The following is a 17,594-nucleotide window of genomic DNA, read 5'->3' as shown; positions in this document are numbered from 1 at the left end:
CCCTCCCGTGCCTTCCAGAGGATTGAAACTCACTCTCGCCCGAACAATCAGCTGATTCCCGCCTCGTTGGGACTCCTGATTCAGAAGCGAATCAAAAGGTGCATGGATGCGCAAATTACCGTTTCAATCAATTCAAAACCGCCTCTGCGCAGCATTGCTCGCTGCAGCAATGAATTTGCCGGCCGTGAGTGCATTTGCACAGCCTCCGCTTCCAATTCCAGATGCACAACTGGCCCCTCCGCCTCCAGTTGACACTCAGCGCCCCACTGCTCCTCCTGCCCTCAATGGTGATTCTCCACTGAGTGCTCCTCAAGGCTTTCTTAGCCCTCAACCAGCCAAGGCGGCTGCGCCGAAACGCGATACTCAAGTCCAGCCGGGAGAACAGCTCTTCCTGGTGATCGCGCCTCAGTCGAAAATTAAACTCCGTCACCTTGATACTCGCGTGCTTGAACTCTCGAACCGCATTAAGGTCGTAGACGGTTTCGATCAGGAGAAGGTTGCCATCAACGCGATGTCGCCACATCGTGTCCGGCTCTATGCTGAAAATCCCGGAGTGACAACAGTCAAACTGGTCGACGAGTTCGATAACTCACACGTGATCGAAGTCTTCGTGGAACCTGATACACGCGAGCTGGAAGCCTACTTGGAAAGGTTGTTCCCGGCCTCTTCGATTGAGGTCGTCGGAATCCGTGAAGGAGTCGTGCTCCGAGGGTGGGTGACAGAACCTGCTCATATCCCTCAGATCATGGAGATCACCAAGCAGTTCTACGAAATCGTCCATCCTCAGCTGACTGTAGCTGGACCGAATCAGGTGAAGTTCTTCGTCAAAGTGATTGAAGTGCAGCGAAGCAAGCTGCGTGAGTTGGGCTTCAACTTCTTGTTGACAGGTCAGCAGTTCTATTTGAACAACTCAATCGGAGGATTGGCACCACTTTCAGGCCTGACCGCACCATTCGGCGGACCTCCAGTTCCCATGATTAGCCCGACGTCTCTCCCTAACTCAGAAATGAGCTTCGCAATCACTGGGAATAATGCCGTTTTCCAAGGCTTTATTCATGCTTTACAGGCAGAAGGTCTCGCCAAAATCATGGCTGAACCGATTCTCGTTACAACGAGCGGTCGACCAGCGACAGTGCACTCGGGGGGAGAGTTCCCGGTCCTTGTTCCGCAATCTTTCGGTAATCTGAGCATCGAGTGGCGGGAATTTGGTGTCAAACTGGAAGCGGTTCCAATCGTCCTTGGAGAAGGTCGGCTCCGCTTGGATTTGGCTCCTGAAGTAAGTGAACGAGACTTCAGTAACTCCGTGTCGATTAACGGGATGGTTGTCCCCGGTATTAACAGTCGAAGCGTCAATACACAGGTCGAAATGAGATTTGGTGAGACACTCATGATCGGGGGACTGATTTCTTCCCGTAATCAGGGGACGACGCAGAAAATCCCGTTTCTCGGAGAACTTCCTCTCATTGGGGCGGCGTTTAGTCGGAAGTCCTACACCATGGGTGAAACAGAACTCGTCATTCTGGTGACTCCACAAATGGTCGCACCAATGGCTTCACATCAGGTTCCGGCAGCCTATCCGGGATCAAGTACAACGGCACCAATCGACCGTGAATTGTATCTGGACGGACTTCTGGAAGTCCCGAACTACGGACCTGATTGTCCGGGGTGTGAGACATCTGCTGGGTTCATGATCAACAACGGAGCAACGCAAGGTGTCGACCCTGAATGCGGACCGGATGGATTGCCCATTCAGCCGACGTACAGCAAGAATGTGAAGGCTGTCTCACCACAAATTCAACAAGCGAGCGGCGTTAAGGACTCTGTTCCATCGTCGGCAACTTCAGGTGAGGTAAAATCGATCCAACGGGCAGGAGCTGAAACCGCTGACGATGCCTCTGTCCGGTCAAAACTTCCTGCTGGGAAACCTGGACCATCGCCGCAGACTGCGAAGCCAAAAACATCTGCCAGTGAGATACAGCCTGCGACTGAAACGGTCGAAGTCAACAAATTCGGAGATTCCCGTCCTAAGAGTTCGATTTTTGAGTCTCGCACACTTCCCGGGATGATCGCCCCAAAACCTGGAGCAAAAGAGTCCAAATGACTACTCGCTAGCCTCACTCGGAAATTTCCGGTAATCAATGTGAGGAATAGGCGAATCGTGCTGATCTTTCCGCACTTTTTATCGCACCGCGGCAATTCGGAGTTAGAGTTCAACTCCTCAAATACAAATAGATCCCCTCTATCCGCTCATGCGGTCCAAGGGAAATTCAGGAGAATTTGATGAGTAACGTGAACCGTTTGGCGATCGTTGACCCAAACGATGCTTCGAGAAATTCGATCAAGCACCTCCTCCTCGGAATTGATTCCGTCTGGCTCGAGGCAGAGTGCTCTAGATATGAGTTTTTCAGCGATATCGTTACACAGACTCATCCTCAGATTGCGTTGATCTCATTAGATTCCGATCCACAGCGAGCACTCTCTCTTGTCGCGGAAATCACTCGAGACGAACCGCAATGCCACGTGCTTGTGGTCAGTAAATCACAAGAAGGAACGCTGATTCTGCAGGCGATGCGCAACGGAGCCAAAGAGTTCCTGACTTCGCCATTGAATCTCAACGATTTCCTCGCCGCCCTCGACCGCATTCAGCAAACGCATAGCGGTAAAGAAGGACGTCCTCGCAGCACCATTGTCACCACGGTTGTCGGAACCGGCGGCGGTGTCGGTTGCACTTCTCTCGCTGTGAATCTGGGATGTGCACTGGCCGCTAACAAAGCGAACAGCGTCGCCATTCTCGACCTCGATCTCGCATTGGGTGATGCCGACGTTTGGCTGGACATCATCCCTGATTACACGATTCAAGACGTCGCGGACAACATTTCCCGTCTCGACTTTGCGATGTTGAAACGATCTCTCACCCAACACAGCAGTGGAGCATTTCTGCTTCCTCGCCCAGTTGATCTCGATACCCATGCGCCAATGCAGGCAGATGAACTTCAGCGTGTGATCACTCTGCTCAAGGCAACGTTCACGCATTTGGTAATTGACGTGAGCAAGTCGTTCTCAGCACTGGATCGTGCTGCGATGGAGATGTCCGACAACATCCTGGTTGTCACTCAGCTTGACTTACCTTGCCTGAGAAACGTCATTCGAATCAACCAATTCCTGGTGGAAATCGGCTTGAATGACAAGATTCGGGTTGTCGTCAACCGCGTTGGACTTGGCGACAAGCAGATCAGCCTGAGCAAGGGACTGGAGACAATTGGCCGCGAGGTCTTCGCCCAAATCCCGAATGAGTACGCGGTCGTTGTGGAGTCGCGGAACAACGGAGTTCCTTTGGTCAGCGAGTTCCCTAAAGCCAAAATCACTCGAGCAATCCAGCAGATGGCTCATCAGATCGATTCCCGCACAGTTGCCGTCGAACCGACTGAGGCACAGCCCTTGAAACCGAAAAAGAGTTTGTTCAGTTTCCTAGGCAGCGGAAATAAGTAGAATCGTTTCCAATAACGATTGATTCATCAACGCTGGTCGAATCGACTCACTCTCTTTAACTTCTTGGATTGCAGATGCCTCAGGATTCACTGTCACCAGCTTACAAACGCGTTGTCTTAAAACTGAGCGGAGAAAGTTTTTGCCGAGAGCGCGAAGGTGGCATCAGCATGCCTGAGGTCACCCAGATTTCGAAGCAAATCAAAGATGTCGCTGCTCTCGGAGTTCAGTTGGCAATCGTCTGTGGCGGTGGGAACATCCTGCGCGGGAAGCAGTTCTCGGAAGTCGGCTCGGCCATTCATCAATCGACCGCTCATTACATGGGCATGCTCGCAACTGTAATGAACGCTCTGGCCTTGCAGGACGCACTTGAGCACGAAGGGGTTCCGACCCGTGTTCAGTCCGCGATTCGCATGGAAGGGGTTGCTGAACCGTTCATTCGTCGTCGCTGCGTCCGACATCTGGAAAAAGGACGTGTCGTGATTCTGGCTGCAGGCACAGGTAGCCCGTTTGTCACGACTGACACGGCAGCTGCACTGCGAGCCCGTGAAATTGGTGCCGACATTCTCATGAAGGCAACAAAAGTCGATGGTGTCTATTCAGAAGACCCCGCGAAGAACCCACACGCTGTCCGTTACTCGACAATTTCCTTCGAAGAGACTCTGCGACAGAATCTTCAGGTCATGGATGCCACTGCGATCCATCACTGCATGGAACACAAAATCCCGATCATGGTCTTCGACTTCAATCAGCAGGGGAATATCCTCCGCGCGATGAAGGGGGAACGTGTTGGGACAATCGTTCACAACGAAGGGGTTCAGGTTTAATTCGAAGGGTACCCCTCCTTGGTGCTCTGTCTCAAATTGAGACCGCCGGAATCTCCTGCAGTCGATAACAGAACTTAATCTGCGATCAATTCAAGTTCGCTTGCCGCTTTTTCGGGTGAGCGAACCTTTTCTTTTTGGACGATCTCCATTCCGCTCTTAAGGATCTCTGCGACGTAGGGAGCCGCCACGCTTCCTCCAAATTGATCGGTTCCGCGAGGCTCATCAACGCTGACCAAAACCATGAGACGTGGAGCATCGGCATCCGCGCCACCCACGAACGAACTGAAATTCCTCGTCTGAGAATAGCTTTGACCATCTTCAGCGAGTTTCTGCGCCGTGCCTGTTTTCCCAAAGATGTCGCGACCGGAAACATACGCCTGTTTTCCCGTCCCTCGTTCGACGATCTCTAGCATCGGCCCCTGCACCACCCAATCTGCTGACTCACTACCGACAATCCGATTCATCAGAACGTTGGTCGGGCGAGGTGATCCTACTTTTGTAGTCACATCGAGAATCAGATGTGGACTGACACGAAGTCCATGATTCGCCAGCACGGAATGCGCCACAAGAATCTGCAAAGGAGTCGCTGCGAGTTCCTGCCCCATCGGAATCGAACCCGTTGAGTAGTGATTCCACTTTTCACGGGATCGCAGGATTCCAGCGAGTTCGCCGGGGAGCTCAATGCCCGTCTTCTTTCCAAAGCCGAATGCTCTTGCGAGATCGTAAAGGCGATCATTGCCAAGTGTCTCGCCGATCTTTGCCATTCCGATATTACTGGACTTCACGAGCACGTCTGTCAGCGACAGGACCCCGTATGGATGGTGATCGTGGAGAAGTCGTTTCCCCATGCGATACACGCCGTTCTCGCAATCATAGTCCTGATCTCGCTCAATCAAGCCGTGATCGAGCGCCCAAGCCACGACTAGTGGTTTGAAGGTCGATCCCGGCTCGAACACCGCGGATGTTGACATGTTCTTCCAAGCATCCGGCGATGCCCGTTCAGGATGATTCGGGTCAAATGCAGGACGACTCGCCATCGCAAGGACTTCCCCATTTTGAGGGTCCATGACGATCGCACACGCTCCTAATGCTTGATGCTTATCCATCAGCGCATCGAGTTGCTGCTCAGTCTTCAATTGGAGAATGGCATCGATTGTCAGCACGTAGGATGTCCCGTCGATCGGGGGTTCGGTGACATCCTCGAGAATGTTCAACACATATCCACGAGCGTCCCGCACAAAACGTCGTACCCCATCGGCACCCTTCAACTTTTCATCGAGAAACTCTTCGATTCCCCCCACCCCAACACCATCGATATTCCGAATTCCTAAGACATGCGCAGCCAGATGTCCCTGTGGGTAATGCCGTTGAAATTCCCTGCGAAATCCCAGAAGCCGAGGAGAGATTTCCAGCTCACGAATGGCAGCTGCCTGCGTTTCATCGAGGCGTCTTTTGATCCACAGGAACTGCTTTGTTGAGTTCGCTTCGATTCGAGCCTGTAGCCCAACAGCATCCATCCCCAATGCGTCTGCGAGTTTCTGACTCAAACCTGGGATGTCGCTAATTCTGTTGGGATAAATGAAGAGACTCGGTACTGAAATGGTCGTTGCGAGCAGGCGACCTCGGCGATCGTACAGATCACCGGGACGCGCCAGAATTGGCTCTGAACTGAGCTGTTGCCTGACAGCCCGTGCTGCGTAGTGGTCTCCACGAATCCACTGAATGTGTGCGAATCGCATGGCGATCACACATGCCGCGATGACTACTCCCCAGAGGATGACCGTTTCCCGCGTTGTACTGCTCACTTGCCGAGACGCTGAACGTTGCAGCCAGTACACAAGTGGCGAAATGCGCTGCTCATGATGTCTTCTCATCATCCCGTCAGCGTCAGGAGGAGTCGTCGATGACTTTTCGAAATCGGCCAACCCGTCGTCTGGTTCCAAGTCGTCAGGCTGAGAAAACGCTATCCAGCGGGAAAGAAACCGCCGACCAAATGCATTCAGAATGGACTTGAAAGACGACACGACGTGGATGGCTCAATTCCGCTCGACTTCAATTGGCAACATCCGTGCGTTCAACATCCCATTCCCTGCTTTCCGGAGCAATCTCTAAACGTGCTCGGAGTCTTCCATCACGGTGACGATGGCGATTTCTTCCTGAAAGGCTTCTTACTTTGCGACTTCAGATCTTCCTGCTGCAATTTCCACTGGTCCATCAAATGCAAAGGAGATGTCAGTTGTTGGGTCTCGAGGACGAGTTGGTTCTTTTGCTCATTCAAAACTTCCAACTGGTAATGCTGCAGCGAGATTTTTTGCCTAAGCGTCAACTTCTGTTTTTCCACCGCGATGACCGTGAGTCCAATTGCAGTCGCCAGCCCAATCGCAGCCGCAATCCGGAAGAACACCACAACCACTCCAATCAACAGAAACAGTGCGATCCCTACTCAATGCTGAACAGGGATCGCGTATTCCAGATTGTTATCGGATGTCAGAGTCGGTCGGGGCGCGGACCACCTGGCTGGCATCCGCAGGAAGCCGCAAGACGGTTCCAATTTTAAGAGGTCTGCCGTCTACGAGTTGGTCGCTGTTCATATTATGAATCTGCACCCATCGAGAAGATCGTCCCAGTGTACCTTGGGCAATATCAGAAAGGGTCTCTCCTTTTCCGACTCGGTAGCACGGTTGACCAGCAGCGTCCACAAAAAATCCAGGAGGAGCATTCTCATTTGGATCACGTGGTCCACCTCCGGTCAATTGCGGATATGACTGATGCAGGACTTCCACATCCGGCACAAGGACGTACATTCCCGGTTTCATCTTGTCTGGTGCAGGAATGCGGTGCTTGTTGTACTCAGCTAACGCCGAGAAGAACCGGGCTGTTCCATAGTATCGACGCGAAATTGTCCAGTAGTTTTCACCTGCTTCAACTTTGTGAATTTCATCTTCCTTGACGGTAACCTGTGGTACAGCCACCGGCTGAACAGGCTGCATCAATCGCTGTGGAGTTGCCTGTGGAATCGGCTGATTCACGGGAGAAAGTGGTGACCCCGGTTGGGAAAATGTGGGTTCAGGTTGAGTGAAAGTTGGTTGCGGTTGAGTGTAAGTCGGCTCAGGCATGGATGGCTGATTTGAGAATGCTGGAAGGTCATTCTGCATAGGAGCCGAATTGAACTCGTTCACCGCAGGATTCGCAGGTGTCGGCTGTGATTCGAATCCGGAATTGAACTGGTCTTCCCCCTGCTCACCCGGAAGACTTGGAATCTCATCCAGCGATGGCAGATCCGACTCAAGACTCGCTGGAGCCAAACCATGTTCCGTTGGAGAAGAGAATCCACTTCGGGATGGCATTTCAACAGCATCACGCGGAGCGAATTCCACTGGTTGAGCAGATTCGAACTGGTTCAATGATTGCGGCTCAGGGAAATCCAGATTCGGAATCTCTTCAACCGCTCCAGCTTGCTGCACAGTCCGGAGTTCCTGTGCCGGTCTCCCTGAGTGGGGTCCCTGTGACCGCGCTGGCTTCTCCTGAACCGGCAATGTCAGATCAAGAGGATGCTGCGGTGGGGCGTTGACGCGTCCCTTACCGGCTTGCGCAGTTGCTCCGCCCATTTGTCGTGCAGCCTGATGGCCAGTCTGTACGGATTGACGCTGTGGAACTGCCCCCGGTGCCGGAGCCTGATCTCCTGAAAAAACAACTCGTCCCCCAGCCTGAGCGGGAAGTTGTGTAGGAAGCGGACTTGCTTGCGGGTTTTCCGGAACCTGTGCTGGGGCAGAACGTGCGGGAGCACTGAATGGATCAGCACTCTCAGTTTCTACCATGTCAGAAACGAGCTTGATGTCCCCTTGGACTGGGACCTGTGGCCGTTTTTGAGGCGTTTTCGCCCACGCCGGTGCGGCACCGGTACTCCCCTGTGTTTCAGCACGAGCGGGCACAACAGTCGCTGGAGATTCTGGACTTTGCCCCAGAACCACTCCTGACAGTTCATGTTTCTCCCAGCGAGTCCAGCTGGAATCTCCGTCCGACATTCGATCGTGCAGGGCGAAGCCGAGTCCACCAAGCAGCACAACAATCGCTGCTGCTCCCCACTTTGGAGCGGCAGACTGACTGGCAACCGGTCCGAGTTCGAGCATCGGCTCAATAGGATTCAGTTGAGACGCTGAGCGACCCTGAGCTTGGCGGATCTGGAACGAGGATTCCAGCGCACTTCGGACGGTGTCGCGACGATTGGCTTGCGGGTGAGGTTTTCCCATAGTGTCGTCTCGCGAAACGCCTGTTTCACCAGGCGGTCCTCCAGAGAATGAAAAGTGATGACCAGAACCTTCCCGCCCGGACTCAGCCGTTTGGGAAGAATCTCGTTCAAGAAGGTTTCGAGTTGTTCCAATTCTCCATTCACAGCAATGCGCAGCGCTTGAAAGATGCGAGTCGCTGGATGGGATTTGTTCTTGGTGACAGGAGTGATTTTCTCGACGAGTTGCTTCAAAGCTGAAGCAGTCGTGATCGGCGTCCGCGCTTTCCGGGCAGCGACGATCTCTTTGGCAAGTCGTCGGGATTCGGAATCCTCCCCGTATTCACGAAAAATTCGTTCGAGTTCCTCTTCTGATGCTGACTGCAACAGTTCAGCGACAGACTTACCTCTCGATGTGTCGAATCGCATATCGAGAGTGCCGGACGTTTCGAAGCCGAAACCTCGCTCCGTATCCGCAAGTTGATCCGAGGAAAGTCCGAGATCGAGCAACACCCGATCAACCGTTTCGAGCCCCAGTTCATCCAGCACCGTTTCAAGTTGGGCGTAGCTGGCGTGTTGCAAATGAGCCTGCGGACCATTCACGATCTGAGCCGCCCGCTCGATCATGGAAGGGTCGCGATCCAAGCCAATCAGGCGATTGTCAGGACCGAATTTTTGTAGGATTTTATGGCTGTGGCCCCCTGCTCCCAATGTTCCATCAACGACCGTCAGCCCTGGCAGCAAATCGAGCTGCTCAAGGACTTCATGAAGCATGACGGGCACATGCACCGTCCGTTCTGACGACATGGTTGAAAATCCGCAGGAGGAAAGGCGAACAGGAATGGATCGATCGAAGCAACCAGACACGGACAGGGACAACGCGGATGCAGAGTCCAATAATCAATGCAAGTTGTTTGGGTGAGTCAGTTAAATCCAGGACGGATTCGGGAGGAGTCATTGATTTCGAACCGGTGAAAATCGACCGGTCGGCATCTCGATAGGGAAACTTGAGAAGATTTTTAGACCAAAGCGAAATTCTCTGAAAGACCAATTTCCGAAGCACCCGCAAAAGCACGAATGGTTCATCGCGTCGGTCACACACACACAGGCTGGACTGGGGAACCTGGCCGCAGCCATCAAGTGAAAAGCTCGCCGCGGAGCAATTCCGAGGCGAGCTCTCACATTCTACAGAATTAACCATTGAACTATTTTGACTTCAGGTTGAAATCGAAATGGTTCACCTTCGTCGTAACCGAGGCTTTCTGATCAGTTGTTTTCACATCCACGTAACGTTCAGGAATCTGCGAAACCGTTCGACCACGGACTTGCGGCGGACTATCTGGTCTGTACTCCTTCACCTCATACACAATCTCTTTTCCGCTCTTATCAACTTCGATGTTCTTCTGGAACGTCACGATATAGTCACCAGGCATCGCTCCGTTCCGAGTTGCCCCGGACGTCAGTAGCTCAAACGAGCCATCTTCGACTGTCTTTCCGGATGCCGTCCGCCCAATGGCCGGGTCGACGGGATTGAACACAACGGTTGCCCCCTTGATTGGCTTGTCATCGACCAATAGAACACCGGTCACTTTACTGACGGTGACCCCAGGATCGCCAGAACATCCATTCAAAGCGATCAACGACCAAACACAGCCCAACAGCATCAAACTCAAATATCGCCGGCTCATCGCCCCGTCCCTTAAATACAAGCTACTTGAAAATTCAAATCGAAAATTGAGAGTCAGCGCAACGACCGGTTGAAGCGGCCGCTGCGCTGAATCAACGATAAAAACAGACACTAGAAGCGTTTCAAACGCCCAGCAGAAGCTCTCTTTACAAAAGAGAGCGGGCATTGAACTTCACGAGAAAGAGAGGCTACCCAGCCCTGTCAGAAGGCTGTGAATCGCTTTCTGACAGGCAACTGGAACACGGCGCTACGCCCCCACGCAACATCATTGCGATCGACCGAGTCAGCCCCTGAGGTAGTAACCATTCACTCATTGACGAAATCAATGAATTAGAATTCTCCAACTACCTCGCTGCCGCTCACTGACCCGAGCGCACCAATCACACCGAACGGGGAGAGCCCTGAGGTGTTGTAAATGGTGTGGCCAGCATTTCCAGAATTGATGCTATCCGAGATGAATCGGACTGAACCATCAACCATGGCCACTTGTGCCCCTCCGGTATGATGGCTGGAGAGAGGGTAGATTCCAGCGTTCAGCTCATTTGTGCCCCAGCCCATGCAGCTTGGTGTATTCGGAGCGGACATTGTTGTGAATGCTGAATAATACCAGCTTCCGTCGTTCCAGCGGCGGCCCAGGTATTGTTCGGTATGGGCGCTATCAGGGAAACGCTTGCGGTTATTTGGATCCACTGAGGCGAGGCAAGCCGCAGGCGTATCGGCATTCATGAACACGGCTGTCTTGGCGTTTTTCGTATCGCCAGGTCCACAGATCGCCTTCTCGCCGAGCAGCAATGAGTTCGAGGTCCCGTCAGTGATAGCCTTCATTCCGCGAACGCCTCCGTACATGAAGGCACCTCGATAAAGACGGGCGTAATCATTCCGCTGGTAATCGACCGCGGAGTCTCCGATGGAAGCGCGATAGCTGCTGGATCCTGTAAACCACGTGTCACTAGGCCCCTGCCCACCGAATGGATCGGATGGACAACTCCGAAACGACATTGAAGTTGTCCATGGTCGGTAGTTCGAGTCCCACGCATCCGCTGGTTGATTGCCGTAGACAGTTGTTCCGTTGACCGCTGCTGCCGTTCCTCCGGTGTTGATGAGGTTCGTGACAGCAGACTGTTCGAGATACGGAAGAATCATGACATTCCAGTTGACGCGGTTTGCAAAGCCAACTGGAGGAAACACGAGATACACATCGTGGTAGTTGTGAATCGCCAATCCGAACTGCTTCAAGTGATTCTTGCACTGAGTGCGACGCGCTGCTTCTCGTGCTTGCTGCACCGCTGGCAAGAGTAGTGCAATCAGTACCGCGATAATCGCGATGACCACCAATAACTCAATCAACGTAAACCCGGACTTCCGACGACTCTTAGGAAACATGATTAGCCTTCTTTAAGACTTCAGTAAAACCAAAAACACAAAGAAATATGACAATCAGACATAATGAAGAAACATGCAGCAGCAACAAAAAATGAAGCACATCACTTCAAGTTGCTTCATAGGTCAATTTCATAATGCGATTTCGTTCAACCTCAAGCCCCAATTCCATTACTAAATTTCGCAAATCACAACAAAAGCAACACAAACCACTAACACAAATAGAATTAAGAGCCGGCGGACAAAACTTAATCGGCGTTGAGGAATCGCCAGGTGATCAGTGAGTTAGCGATGTCATGAAACGCCTGAAAGATCTCTTCCCGCCTGTCCCAGCGAATCCGGATTCGACGGAACTGCTTGAGCCAGGCGATCGTCCGTTCAACGGGCCAGCGGCTGCCGCCTAGAGAAGAGGCCTGTCGCGTTCCGCGCTTGGGGATGTGCGTTTCAATCCCGGCCACGGCGAGAAGATCACGGGTGGTCTGGCAGTCGTAGCCCTTGTCCGCGATCACGCTACGGGGACGGTCCAGTGGCCGTCCTCGCTTGCCACCAATCTTGGGAAACTTCAGAAACACCAGCGGGAGAAGTTGTCTCAGATCAGGGACATTGGCAGCAGTGAGCGTGTTGGCCAATGGAATCCCGTTGTGAGTGGTCATCAGGTGCGACTTGCTGCCGCAGCGGCCGCGGTCTGTCGGATTCGGGCCGATTTTTGTCCTCCCAGCGGGGACTTAATCAACCCAGCATCGATGAGCACGTCGGCCAGTTCTAGGCGACCAGCGGCGTTGAGCTGCGTGAGGAGGTGGCGATGAATGTCTTGCAGGACTCCCAGATCGATCCATTGGCGAAGCCGCCGGTAGCAGGTCTTGTAAGAACAGCCCAGCTCCAGTGGCAGGTCTTCCCAGGCGATCCCAGTCTTGAGCACAAACAGAACGCAGGTGAAGACGGTGCGGTTCTCCGCAGGAGGTCGGCCCCCTTTGGGAGAGAACTCGTAGGTTGGGAAGAACGATTCGATCTCGTTCCACAAATCATCACTGAGCAATTGGCCAGCCATGTCGGTTCCTCCATGAACAGAAAAACCAGACCTTCCCACAATCCTCAAAACGTGCCAAGATCAGTTTTGTCCGAACGCTCATAATGAAGAAACATGCAGCAGCAACAAAAAATGAAGCACATCACTTCAAGTTGCTTTGCTCTGTTGAAAGGCCTGTGAGTTATTGTGTTTCACCTAACGCCTCAGGGCGTAGGCCAGGACTCGGATCGCTGCTTCCACAAACAAGCTTCGCTCACTCCGGGCTGAGAGGGCGTTTCCGGTGGTGCGTTTGAGCCCACTCAGGTACGATTCCACCAGCCAGCGTCTGCCGTAGCCTTTCTCCTTGAGTGTTTCTGCAGTCATTTCGGAGCGATACATTCCATTGAGCCCACCATCCGTTCGGTGCACAGCAGGGTTGATCACGCTGTCCACCTGCCAATCCTCCCGGCAGAACCGATGGACCCATTCGGCATCGTAGCCTGCATCGGCAAAGAGAGTTTTCGGCTGCGAACTCGTCGCCGCCTTGGCCAGCACTTCAGCTGCTTCAGCCTTGTCATTGCAGGGCCCCCAACTCACCGCCAGTCCGCTGGGAATCAGTGATCCGGCCAGTACACACACGGACAATTTGACGTACTTTGTCCGCTGTTTTCCGCTGCAAGACTGGAAGTGAGCACTCGCTGAGCTCGTCTCCATGCCTGTGGAATCGATGGCGGCTTCTTCTGCATCCAGTGCAAACTTCTGGACCAGTTCATGCAGCATCGCGTCGACGATCTCCAGCACGCTGGAGCGGTCAGCGAACTTCTTCAGCGTCGAATAATGCGGCAAGGACTTTAGCCCCAGACGGTCACGCAGGTCACTGGAGACTTCCAGAACCTCGATCACACCCCGGTAGGTTGCCTTCAGGTACGCCCGCAGAATCAGGCAGGTGAGAAGCTGCTCCTGAGTAAACTTCTGGGGACTGAAGCGGTGCGAATAGGGAGCGACGTACTTGCGGGCGATCCGCATTGAGAGTGAAGTGACTTCCAGCAGGATATTTGTAGGTGATGACTCGCTCATGCAACCTCTTTTAGCGCGACACAATCGAACATTCAAGAGACGTTTTCAACAAGGCAAAGTTGCTTCATAGGTCAATTTCATAATGCGATTTCGTTCAACCTCAAGCCCCAATTCCATTACTAAATTTCGCAAATCACAACAAAAGCAACACAAACCACTAACACAAATAGAATTAAGCGAAGAAGGACACTTCCAGAAACGGCATTAACGAACATCAGGATATCAAAAAATTAAACACCATTTTATTAGTGATAATCACAAACAATCGACCCGGACTTCTCCGATTGGCACACGTAAACACGATGCTTGCTCCGCTCCGTTCTCATTGCCCTCATCAGTCCGATCCCACGCCGGGGGACACCTTCACAGACAACGAGCGACTTCACAGACCCTCGAAAAGTCGCGTACCGTTCGCTGCACCTCAACTTCGGTCCACAGCTTTGGCGCGCCAAAATGAACGAGCCTCGAAGCGACTGAAGACAAAAATGCCCGTCGGCCAACTGGGAGAGTTGACCGACGGGCATTGATCGGCACCGATCGGAATCGATGAGAACGGTGGTCCCTGACGCTACTTCCAAGGCCACCACTTGGACGATGACTCGACAACCGGTTTGCGGTCCATGTCCGAAAAGGGAAAATGCCTCTTCTCTTTCAGCAATTCCATCAGCTTCTCTGTCCCCTCTTTTCGCGCGAATTTGAGTTCAGATCGGAAAATCTCGATCAGGATCAGCAAGCCAAACTTCCCCGCATCTTGATCCTTCGCAACAGAGATCGTCCCGAACGCCAAAGCACGTCCTCCAACGACCTCCATCTCTTTAGGAAATTCGCAGGTTTCAAAGCGATTCAACGTCGCTTCTTCAGCGTAACGAGCGATGTGGTTCATAAACATATTGAAATCACGGTGGACCTTCCCAAAGGGGGTCTTTTCGTCCATCGCGATTTCAAGGTCGATGGGATGCCTCGTAAACATGACCAGCTCATAAGCATCGAATTGATCGTTGGACGGGCCTCCAGTTGGTTGTTCGCAAAGTTCCTTAGTAACGAAGGCTGTCCCATACCGACTCTTCGGGTAGTAGTAGAGGTCGAGTGCACCTCCGACTGCATAGGGGAACAAGGAATGCATGACCATATCATCCTGCGGACCGAGTACCTTCTCCAGATACTTGGACTTCCGGTCATACCATGCCTGAGCAATCTGAACGTCCTCACCTTCCTCTTCCGCGTCCATCGACAGATCCCTTTTGATTGGAATTGAACTAGAACGAAAACGCCCGGAAACGCACTTGCAATCATCGATATATCAGAGAGCCAACTTCACCTGCAACACTCAGCCCCCTGAAGTCACCGCAATACCAGCGGAACTCTGTTGCAACAAATGACCTTCCCGACCGAGCCCAATCGGGCTTGATCGAATTCGAGATTTAAAATCAATTCGTCTATGATAGCGCACGTGGCCAACTTCCTCTCAATCGGAGAACCCCCAATGAGCGCACTAAAACAGCTCCTCTCGGAATTCGAATCAGAGACCGCGAACACGCGCCGCGCACTTGAAGCGGTTCCTGACGACAAATTCAATTGGAAGTCACACCCGAAGTCGAACACCATCGGCTGGAACGTTTCACACCTCGTTGAAATCGTTGAATGGATCCCCGGAATTATTGAGAGCGATTCCTGGGACATTGCTCCCGCCGGTGGCGAGCCATACGAGACACACATTTTCACTTCGCGAGACGAGGCATTGCAGAAATTTGATCAGGCGGTCGCTCAGGGGCGAAACGCCCTTCAGTCGACCGACGAGTCGAAACTCGAAGCACAGTGGTCGCTACTGGCAGGCGGAAATCCGTACTTCACGCTTCCCAAGCACGAAGTCATACGGACATATGTCATGAACCATACAATTCACCACCGAGCGATGCTCTGCTCCTACCTGCGGTTAAACGATCTCCCTGTCCCGGGCATGTATGGGCCTTCCGGAGACTAACCTCAATGCGGTGCAATTCAATTCCCTGAAATTTCGATTTTGAGTGAAATATCGGTGCCGCCATCCAGCCGGGCGATTCGTTTCGGGGTCCGTCCACTCGCCCTGCTTTCCTGACTATGCTAAAACTGTCCGCTGGAACTGTTTTTTCAGATTTTCAGTCAGTAAGGCGCAGCGATGGCTCAACCGATTCGAGTGGCAATTACAGGGGCGGCAGGCAACATTGGATACGCATTGGCTTTTCGTATCGCCAGCGGTGAAGTGTTTGGACCAGATCAACCTGTCCACCTGAACCTCATCGAAGTCACTCCAGTGATGAAGGCCCTGACTGGCGTTCAGATGGAACTGCAGGACTGTGCATTTCCGACGCTCGAAGGAGTCACACTTTGCGACAGCAACAACCTGGAAGAAGCGTTCCGGGATTGCAACTGGGTCCTGTGCGTAGGAAGCATTCCTCGTAAAGCAGGCATGGAACGTGGTGACCTCATCCGCATCAACGGACCAATCTTCACCAACACCGGAAAAGCGATTGCCGCGACAGCTGCAAAAGACGTTCGCGTTCTGGTTGTCGGAAACCCATGCAACACAAACTGCCTGATCGCCATGAACAATGCTCCGAGCGTTCCACGTGACCGCTGGTTTGCAATGACCATGCTCGACGAGAACCGAGCGAAATCACAGCTCGCGATGAAGGCTGGTGTTGCAGTGCGTGATGTGAAACATGTTGGAATCTGGGGTAACCACTCCGCGACACAGTACCCGGACTTCCAGCACGCGACCATCAATGGCCAACCTGCTGCTGAAGCGATTAAAGACGATGCCTGGTTGCACAATGAGTTTGTCCCCATCGTCCAAAAGCGAGGAGCAGCGGTCATCGAAGCACGTGGTGCAAGTAGCGCAGCCAGTGCCGCGAACGCGATCATCGACACGCTGACCAGTATTGTTCGCCCAACTGCAGCTGGCGACTGCTTCAGCGCTGCGATCTGTAGCGATGGTAGCTATGGCATCGATGAGGGGCTCATCTTCGGCTTCCCTCTTACAAGCGACGGCAAAACGGTCAGCATCGTCAAAGGACTTGAGAACAACGAATTCGCACAGTCGAAAATCCAGATTACACTGGACGAATTGCGCAGCGAAAGAGAGACAGTCAAGGACTTGCTCCAGTAGCATTTTCGCAACAACCGAAAGTCTCAACGGCTCGACCTGAAATGGTCGAGCCGTTTTTCTTTGGCGAACCAGCGACAGTGGTCAAGTGTCAAAAAATCATCAGAAACACGTTTCGAAAATAATGAAATCAAAGTCTCTTCTCGACACGTGTTCCGGTGTAGAATTCCAGTAGTAAACAGTTCCTCAATGCAAGGAAAGACTATGAGCTACCGACGTGAGGCACGGGTTGTTGAGAACACTTGGGTTCTGATTGCAGATCGATCCAAAGCGACCGTTTACCAAGCGAACTGGCCAGATCTACAACCGTTGTCCAAAGTATTCTCACTAAAGTATGCAGACGAAATGAACGGAAATAGTGAGGTATCATCAAACCGGATCAGTCGTATGATGGGCTCCTCTGTAGACCATGCAGAACACGAACTTCACACCGACTTCCGACACCATACTGCGAAGAACTTTTCTATCGAGATCGTCAACAGACTTGAACAAGGAAGGATGACGAACCAGTTCGGTCGACTCATCATCATCGCCCCTGCACTCATGCTGGGAGTTTTGCGAGACCAGCTCTCCGCTCCCCTGTCGAAGAAAGTTGTTCTGGAAATCTGCAAAGGCCTCACGGACGCCACCGTCAAAGAAATCTCCTCACACCTTGAGGATGCACTCACACAGCAAACGGAGGCGCTCGCTGCAGCCAGTTAGTTGAGGCTGTATCATTCTCACTGCGATGACAACTTATTCTCTCACCACTGGCAGGTCGACTT

Annotated in this window: 16 protein-coding genes; 6 read left to right on the top strand and 10 right to left on the bottom strand. The window is 52.7% G+C overall.

Going from position 1 to position 17,594, the window contains the following annotated elements:
* The first annotated feature begins 184 nt into the window (after positions 1 to 184).
* The 3 genes from SH668x_RS08365 (at position 185) to pyrH (ending at position 4,313) form a co-directional block, all read left to right on the top strand.
* Complete coding sequence (locus SH668x_RS08365; protein WP_437188237.1) at positions 185 to 2,101, top strand: hypothetical protein; 1,917 nt, start codon at positions 185 to 187, stop codon at positions 2,099 to 2,101.
* Positions 2,102 to 2,280: 179 nt separating this feature from the next.
* Positions 2,281 to 3,489 (top strand): pilus assembly protein CpaE, encoded by a 1,209-nt coding sequence (locus SH668x_RS08360; RefSeq protein WP_437188236.1) that lies wholly within the window; start codon positions 2,281 to 2,283, stop codon positions 3,487 to 3,489.
* Positions 3,490 to 3,563: 74 nt separating this feature from the next.
* Positions 3,564 to 4,313, top strand: coding sequence for a UMP kinase (gene pyrH, locus SH668x_RS08355; RefSeq protein WP_437188235.1), 750 nt, complete (start codon positions 3,564 to 3,566; stop codon positions 4,311 to 4,313).
* Between the two features lie 74 nt (positions 4,314 to 4,387).
* Here the strand turns inward: pyrH and SH668x_RS08350 are convergent, their stop codons facing one another.
* The 10 genes from SH668x_RS08350 to SH668x_RS08305 all read right to left on the bottom strand — a co-directional run bounded on the left by SH668x_RS08350 (position 4,388) and on the right by SH668x_RS08305 (position 14,916).
* Positions 4,388 to 6,337 (bottom strand): peptidoglycan D,D-transpeptidase FtsI family protein, encoded by a 1,950-nt coding sequence (locus tag SH668x_RS08350; protein ID WP_437188234.1) that lies wholly within the window; start codon positions 6,335 to 6,337, stop codon positions 4,388 to 4,390.
* A 107-nt stretch (positions 6,338 to 6,444) separates the two neighbouring features.
* Entirely contained in the window at positions 6,445 to 6,717 is a 273-nt protein-coding gene (locus SH668x_RS08345; RefSeq protein ID WP_437188233.1) for a hypothetical protein, read from the bottom strand.
* A gap of 73 nt (positions 6,718 to 6,790) precedes the next feature.
* The gene (locus tag SH668x_RS08340; RefSeq protein ID WP_437188232.1) at positions 6,791 to 8,563 is read right to left on the bottom strand and encodes a LysM peptidoglycan-binding domain-containing protein; all 1,773 of its coding nucleotides are present in this window, start codon (positions 8,561 to 8,563) and stop codon (positions 6,791 to 6,793) included.
* The gene (gene rsmH / locus SH668x_RS08335; protein WP_437188231.1) at positions 8,458 to 9,345 is read right to left on the bottom strand and encodes a 16S rRNA (cytosine(1402)-N(4))-methyltransferase RsmH; all 888 of its coding nucleotides are present in this window, start codon (positions 9,343 to 9,345) and stop codon (positions 8,458 to 8,460) included. Before rsmH ends, SH668x_RS08340 begins: the two co-directional genes overlap by 106 nt.
* A 398-nt stretch (positions 9,346 to 9,743) precedes the next feature.
* Positions 9,744 to 10,226, bottom strand: coding sequence for a hypothetical protein (locus tag SH668x_RS08330; RefSeq protein ID WP_437188230.1), 483 nt, complete (start codon positions 10,224 to 10,226; stop codon positions 9,744 to 9,746).
* A 329-nt stretch (positions 10,227 to 10,555) separates the two neighbouring features.
* Positions 10,556 to 11,608, bottom strand: coding sequence for a DUF1559 family PulG-like putative transporter (locus tag SH668x_RS08325; RefSeq protein ID WP_437188229.1), 1,053 nt, complete (start codon positions 11,606 to 11,608; stop codon positions 10,556 to 10,558).
* A 245-nt stretch (positions 11,609 to 11,853) separates the two neighbouring features.
* Positions 11,854 to 12,258, bottom strand: coding sequence for a transposase (locus tag SH668x_RS08320; RefSeq protein WP_437185516.1), 405 nt, complete (start codon positions 12,256 to 12,258; stop codon positions 11,854 to 11,856).
* Entirely contained in the window at positions 12,258 to 12,653 is a 396-nt protein-coding gene (locus tag SH668x_RS08315) for a transposase (protein ID WP_437185515.1), read from the bottom strand. Before SH668x_RS08315 ends, SH668x_RS08320 begins: the two co-directional genes overlap by 1 nt.
* Positions 12,654 to 12,827: 174 nt before the next feature.
* Complete coding sequence (locus SH668x_RS08310) at positions 12,828 to 13,688, bottom strand: transposase (protein WP_437186800.1); 861 nt, start codon at positions 13,686 to 13,688, stop codon at positions 12,828 to 12,830.
* 568 nt (positions 13,689 to 14,256) lie between these two features.
* Positions 14,257 to 14,916 carry a hypothetical protein gene (locus SH668x_RS08305; protein WP_437188228.1) on the bottom strand — a complete coding sequence of 220 codons (660 nt, stop codon included), beginning with the start codon at positions 14,914 to 14,916 and terminating at the stop codon, positions 14,257 to 14,259.
* 255 nt (positions 14,917 to 15,171) lie between these two features.
* Between SH668x_RS08305 and SH668x_RS08300 the strand changes: the two genes are divergently transcribed.
* The 3 genes from SH668x_RS08300 to SH668x_RS08290 all read left to right on the top strand — a co-directional run bounded on the left by SH668x_RS08300 (position 15,172) and on the right by SH668x_RS08290 (position 17,532).
* A complete protein-coding gene (locus tag SH668x_RS08300; protein ID WP_437188227.1) occupies positions 15,172 to 15,669 on the top strand; it encodes a DinB family protein in 498 nt (165 codons plus the stop codon).
* A 174-nt stretch (positions 15,670 to 15,843) separates the two neighbouring features.
* Positions 15,844 to 16,833, top strand: coding sequence for a malate dehydrogenase (locus tag SH668x_RS08295; RefSeq protein ID WP_437188226.1), 990 nt, complete (start codon positions 15,844 to 15,846; stop codon positions 16,831 to 16,833).
* Positions 16,834 to 17,034: 201 nt separating this feature from the next.
* Positions 17,035 to 17,532: a host attachment protein gene (locus tag SH668x_RS08290; protein WP_437188225.1), complete on the top strand. Its 498-nt coding sequence runs from the start codon at positions 17,035 to 17,037 to the stop codon at positions 17,530 to 17,532.
* Positions 17,533 to 17,594: the final 62 nt, after the last annotated feature.

The organism is Planctomicrobium mucosum (assembly GCF_051466335.1).
In the GTDB taxonomy this organism is placed as follows: domain Bacteria; phylum Planctomycetota; class Planctomycetia; order Planctomycetales; family Planctomycetaceae; genus Planctomicrobium.
Note: the sequence above shows the minus strand (reverse complement) of the source record. Positions and strands in the feature narration are given on the sequence as shown.

Excerpts from the sequence above, each read along its gene's own strand:
- SH668x_RS08330 (WP_437188230.1), bottom strand. The coding sequence starts at position 10,226 with ATGAGCCGGCGATATTTGAGTTTGATGCTGTTGGGCTGTGTTTGGTCG.
- pyrH (WP_437188235.1), top strand. The coding sequence starts at position 3,564 with ATGCCTCAGGATTCACTGTCACCAGCTTACAAACGCGTTGTCTTAAAA.
- SH668x_RS08360 (WP_437188236.1), top strand. The coding sequence starts at position 2,281 with ATGAGTAACGTGAACCGTTTGGCGATCGTTGACCCAAACGATGCTTCG.
- SH668x_RS08300 (WP_437188227.1), top strand. The coding sequence starts at position 15,172 with ATGAGCGCACTAAAACAGCTCCTCTCGGAATTCGAATCAGAGACCGCG.
- SH668x_RS08340 (WP_437188232.1), bottom strand. The coding sequence starts at position 8,563 with ATGGGAAAACCTCACCCGCAAGCCAATCGTCGCGACACCGTCCGAAGT.
- SH668x_RS08325 (WP_437188229.1), bottom strand. The coding sequence starts at position 11,608 with ATGTTTCCTAAGAGTCGTCGGAAGTCCGGGTTTACGTTGATTGAGTTA.
- SH668x_RS08315 (WP_437185515.1), bottom strand. The coding sequence starts at position 12,653 with ATGGCTGGCCAATTGCTCAGTGATGATTTGTGGAACGAGATCGAATCG.
- rsmH (WP_437188231.1), bottom strand. The coding sequence starts at position 9,345 with ATGTCGTCAGAACGGACGGTGCATGTGCCCGTCATGCTTCATGAAGTC.
- SH668x_RS08305 (WP_437188228.1), bottom strand. The coding sequence starts at position 14,916 with ATGGACGCGGAAGAGGAAGGTGAGGACGTTCAGATTGCTCAGGCATGG.
- SH668x_RS08320 (WP_437185516.1), bottom strand. The coding sequence starts at position 12,258 with ATGACCACTCACAACGGGATTCCATTGGCCAACACGCTCACTGCTGCC.
- SH668x_RS08310 (WP_437186800.1), bottom strand. The coding sequence starts at position 13,688 with ATGAGCGAGTCATCACCTACAAATATCCTGCTGGAAGTCACTTCACTC.
- SH668x_RS08295 (WP_437188226.1), top strand. The coding sequence starts at position 15,844 with ATGGCTCAACCGATTCGAGTGGCAATTACAGGGGCGGCAGGCAACATT.
- SH668x_RS08290 (WP_437188225.1), top strand. The coding sequence starts at position 17,035 with ATGAGCTACCGACGTGAGGCACGGGTTGTTGAGAACACTTGGGTTCTG.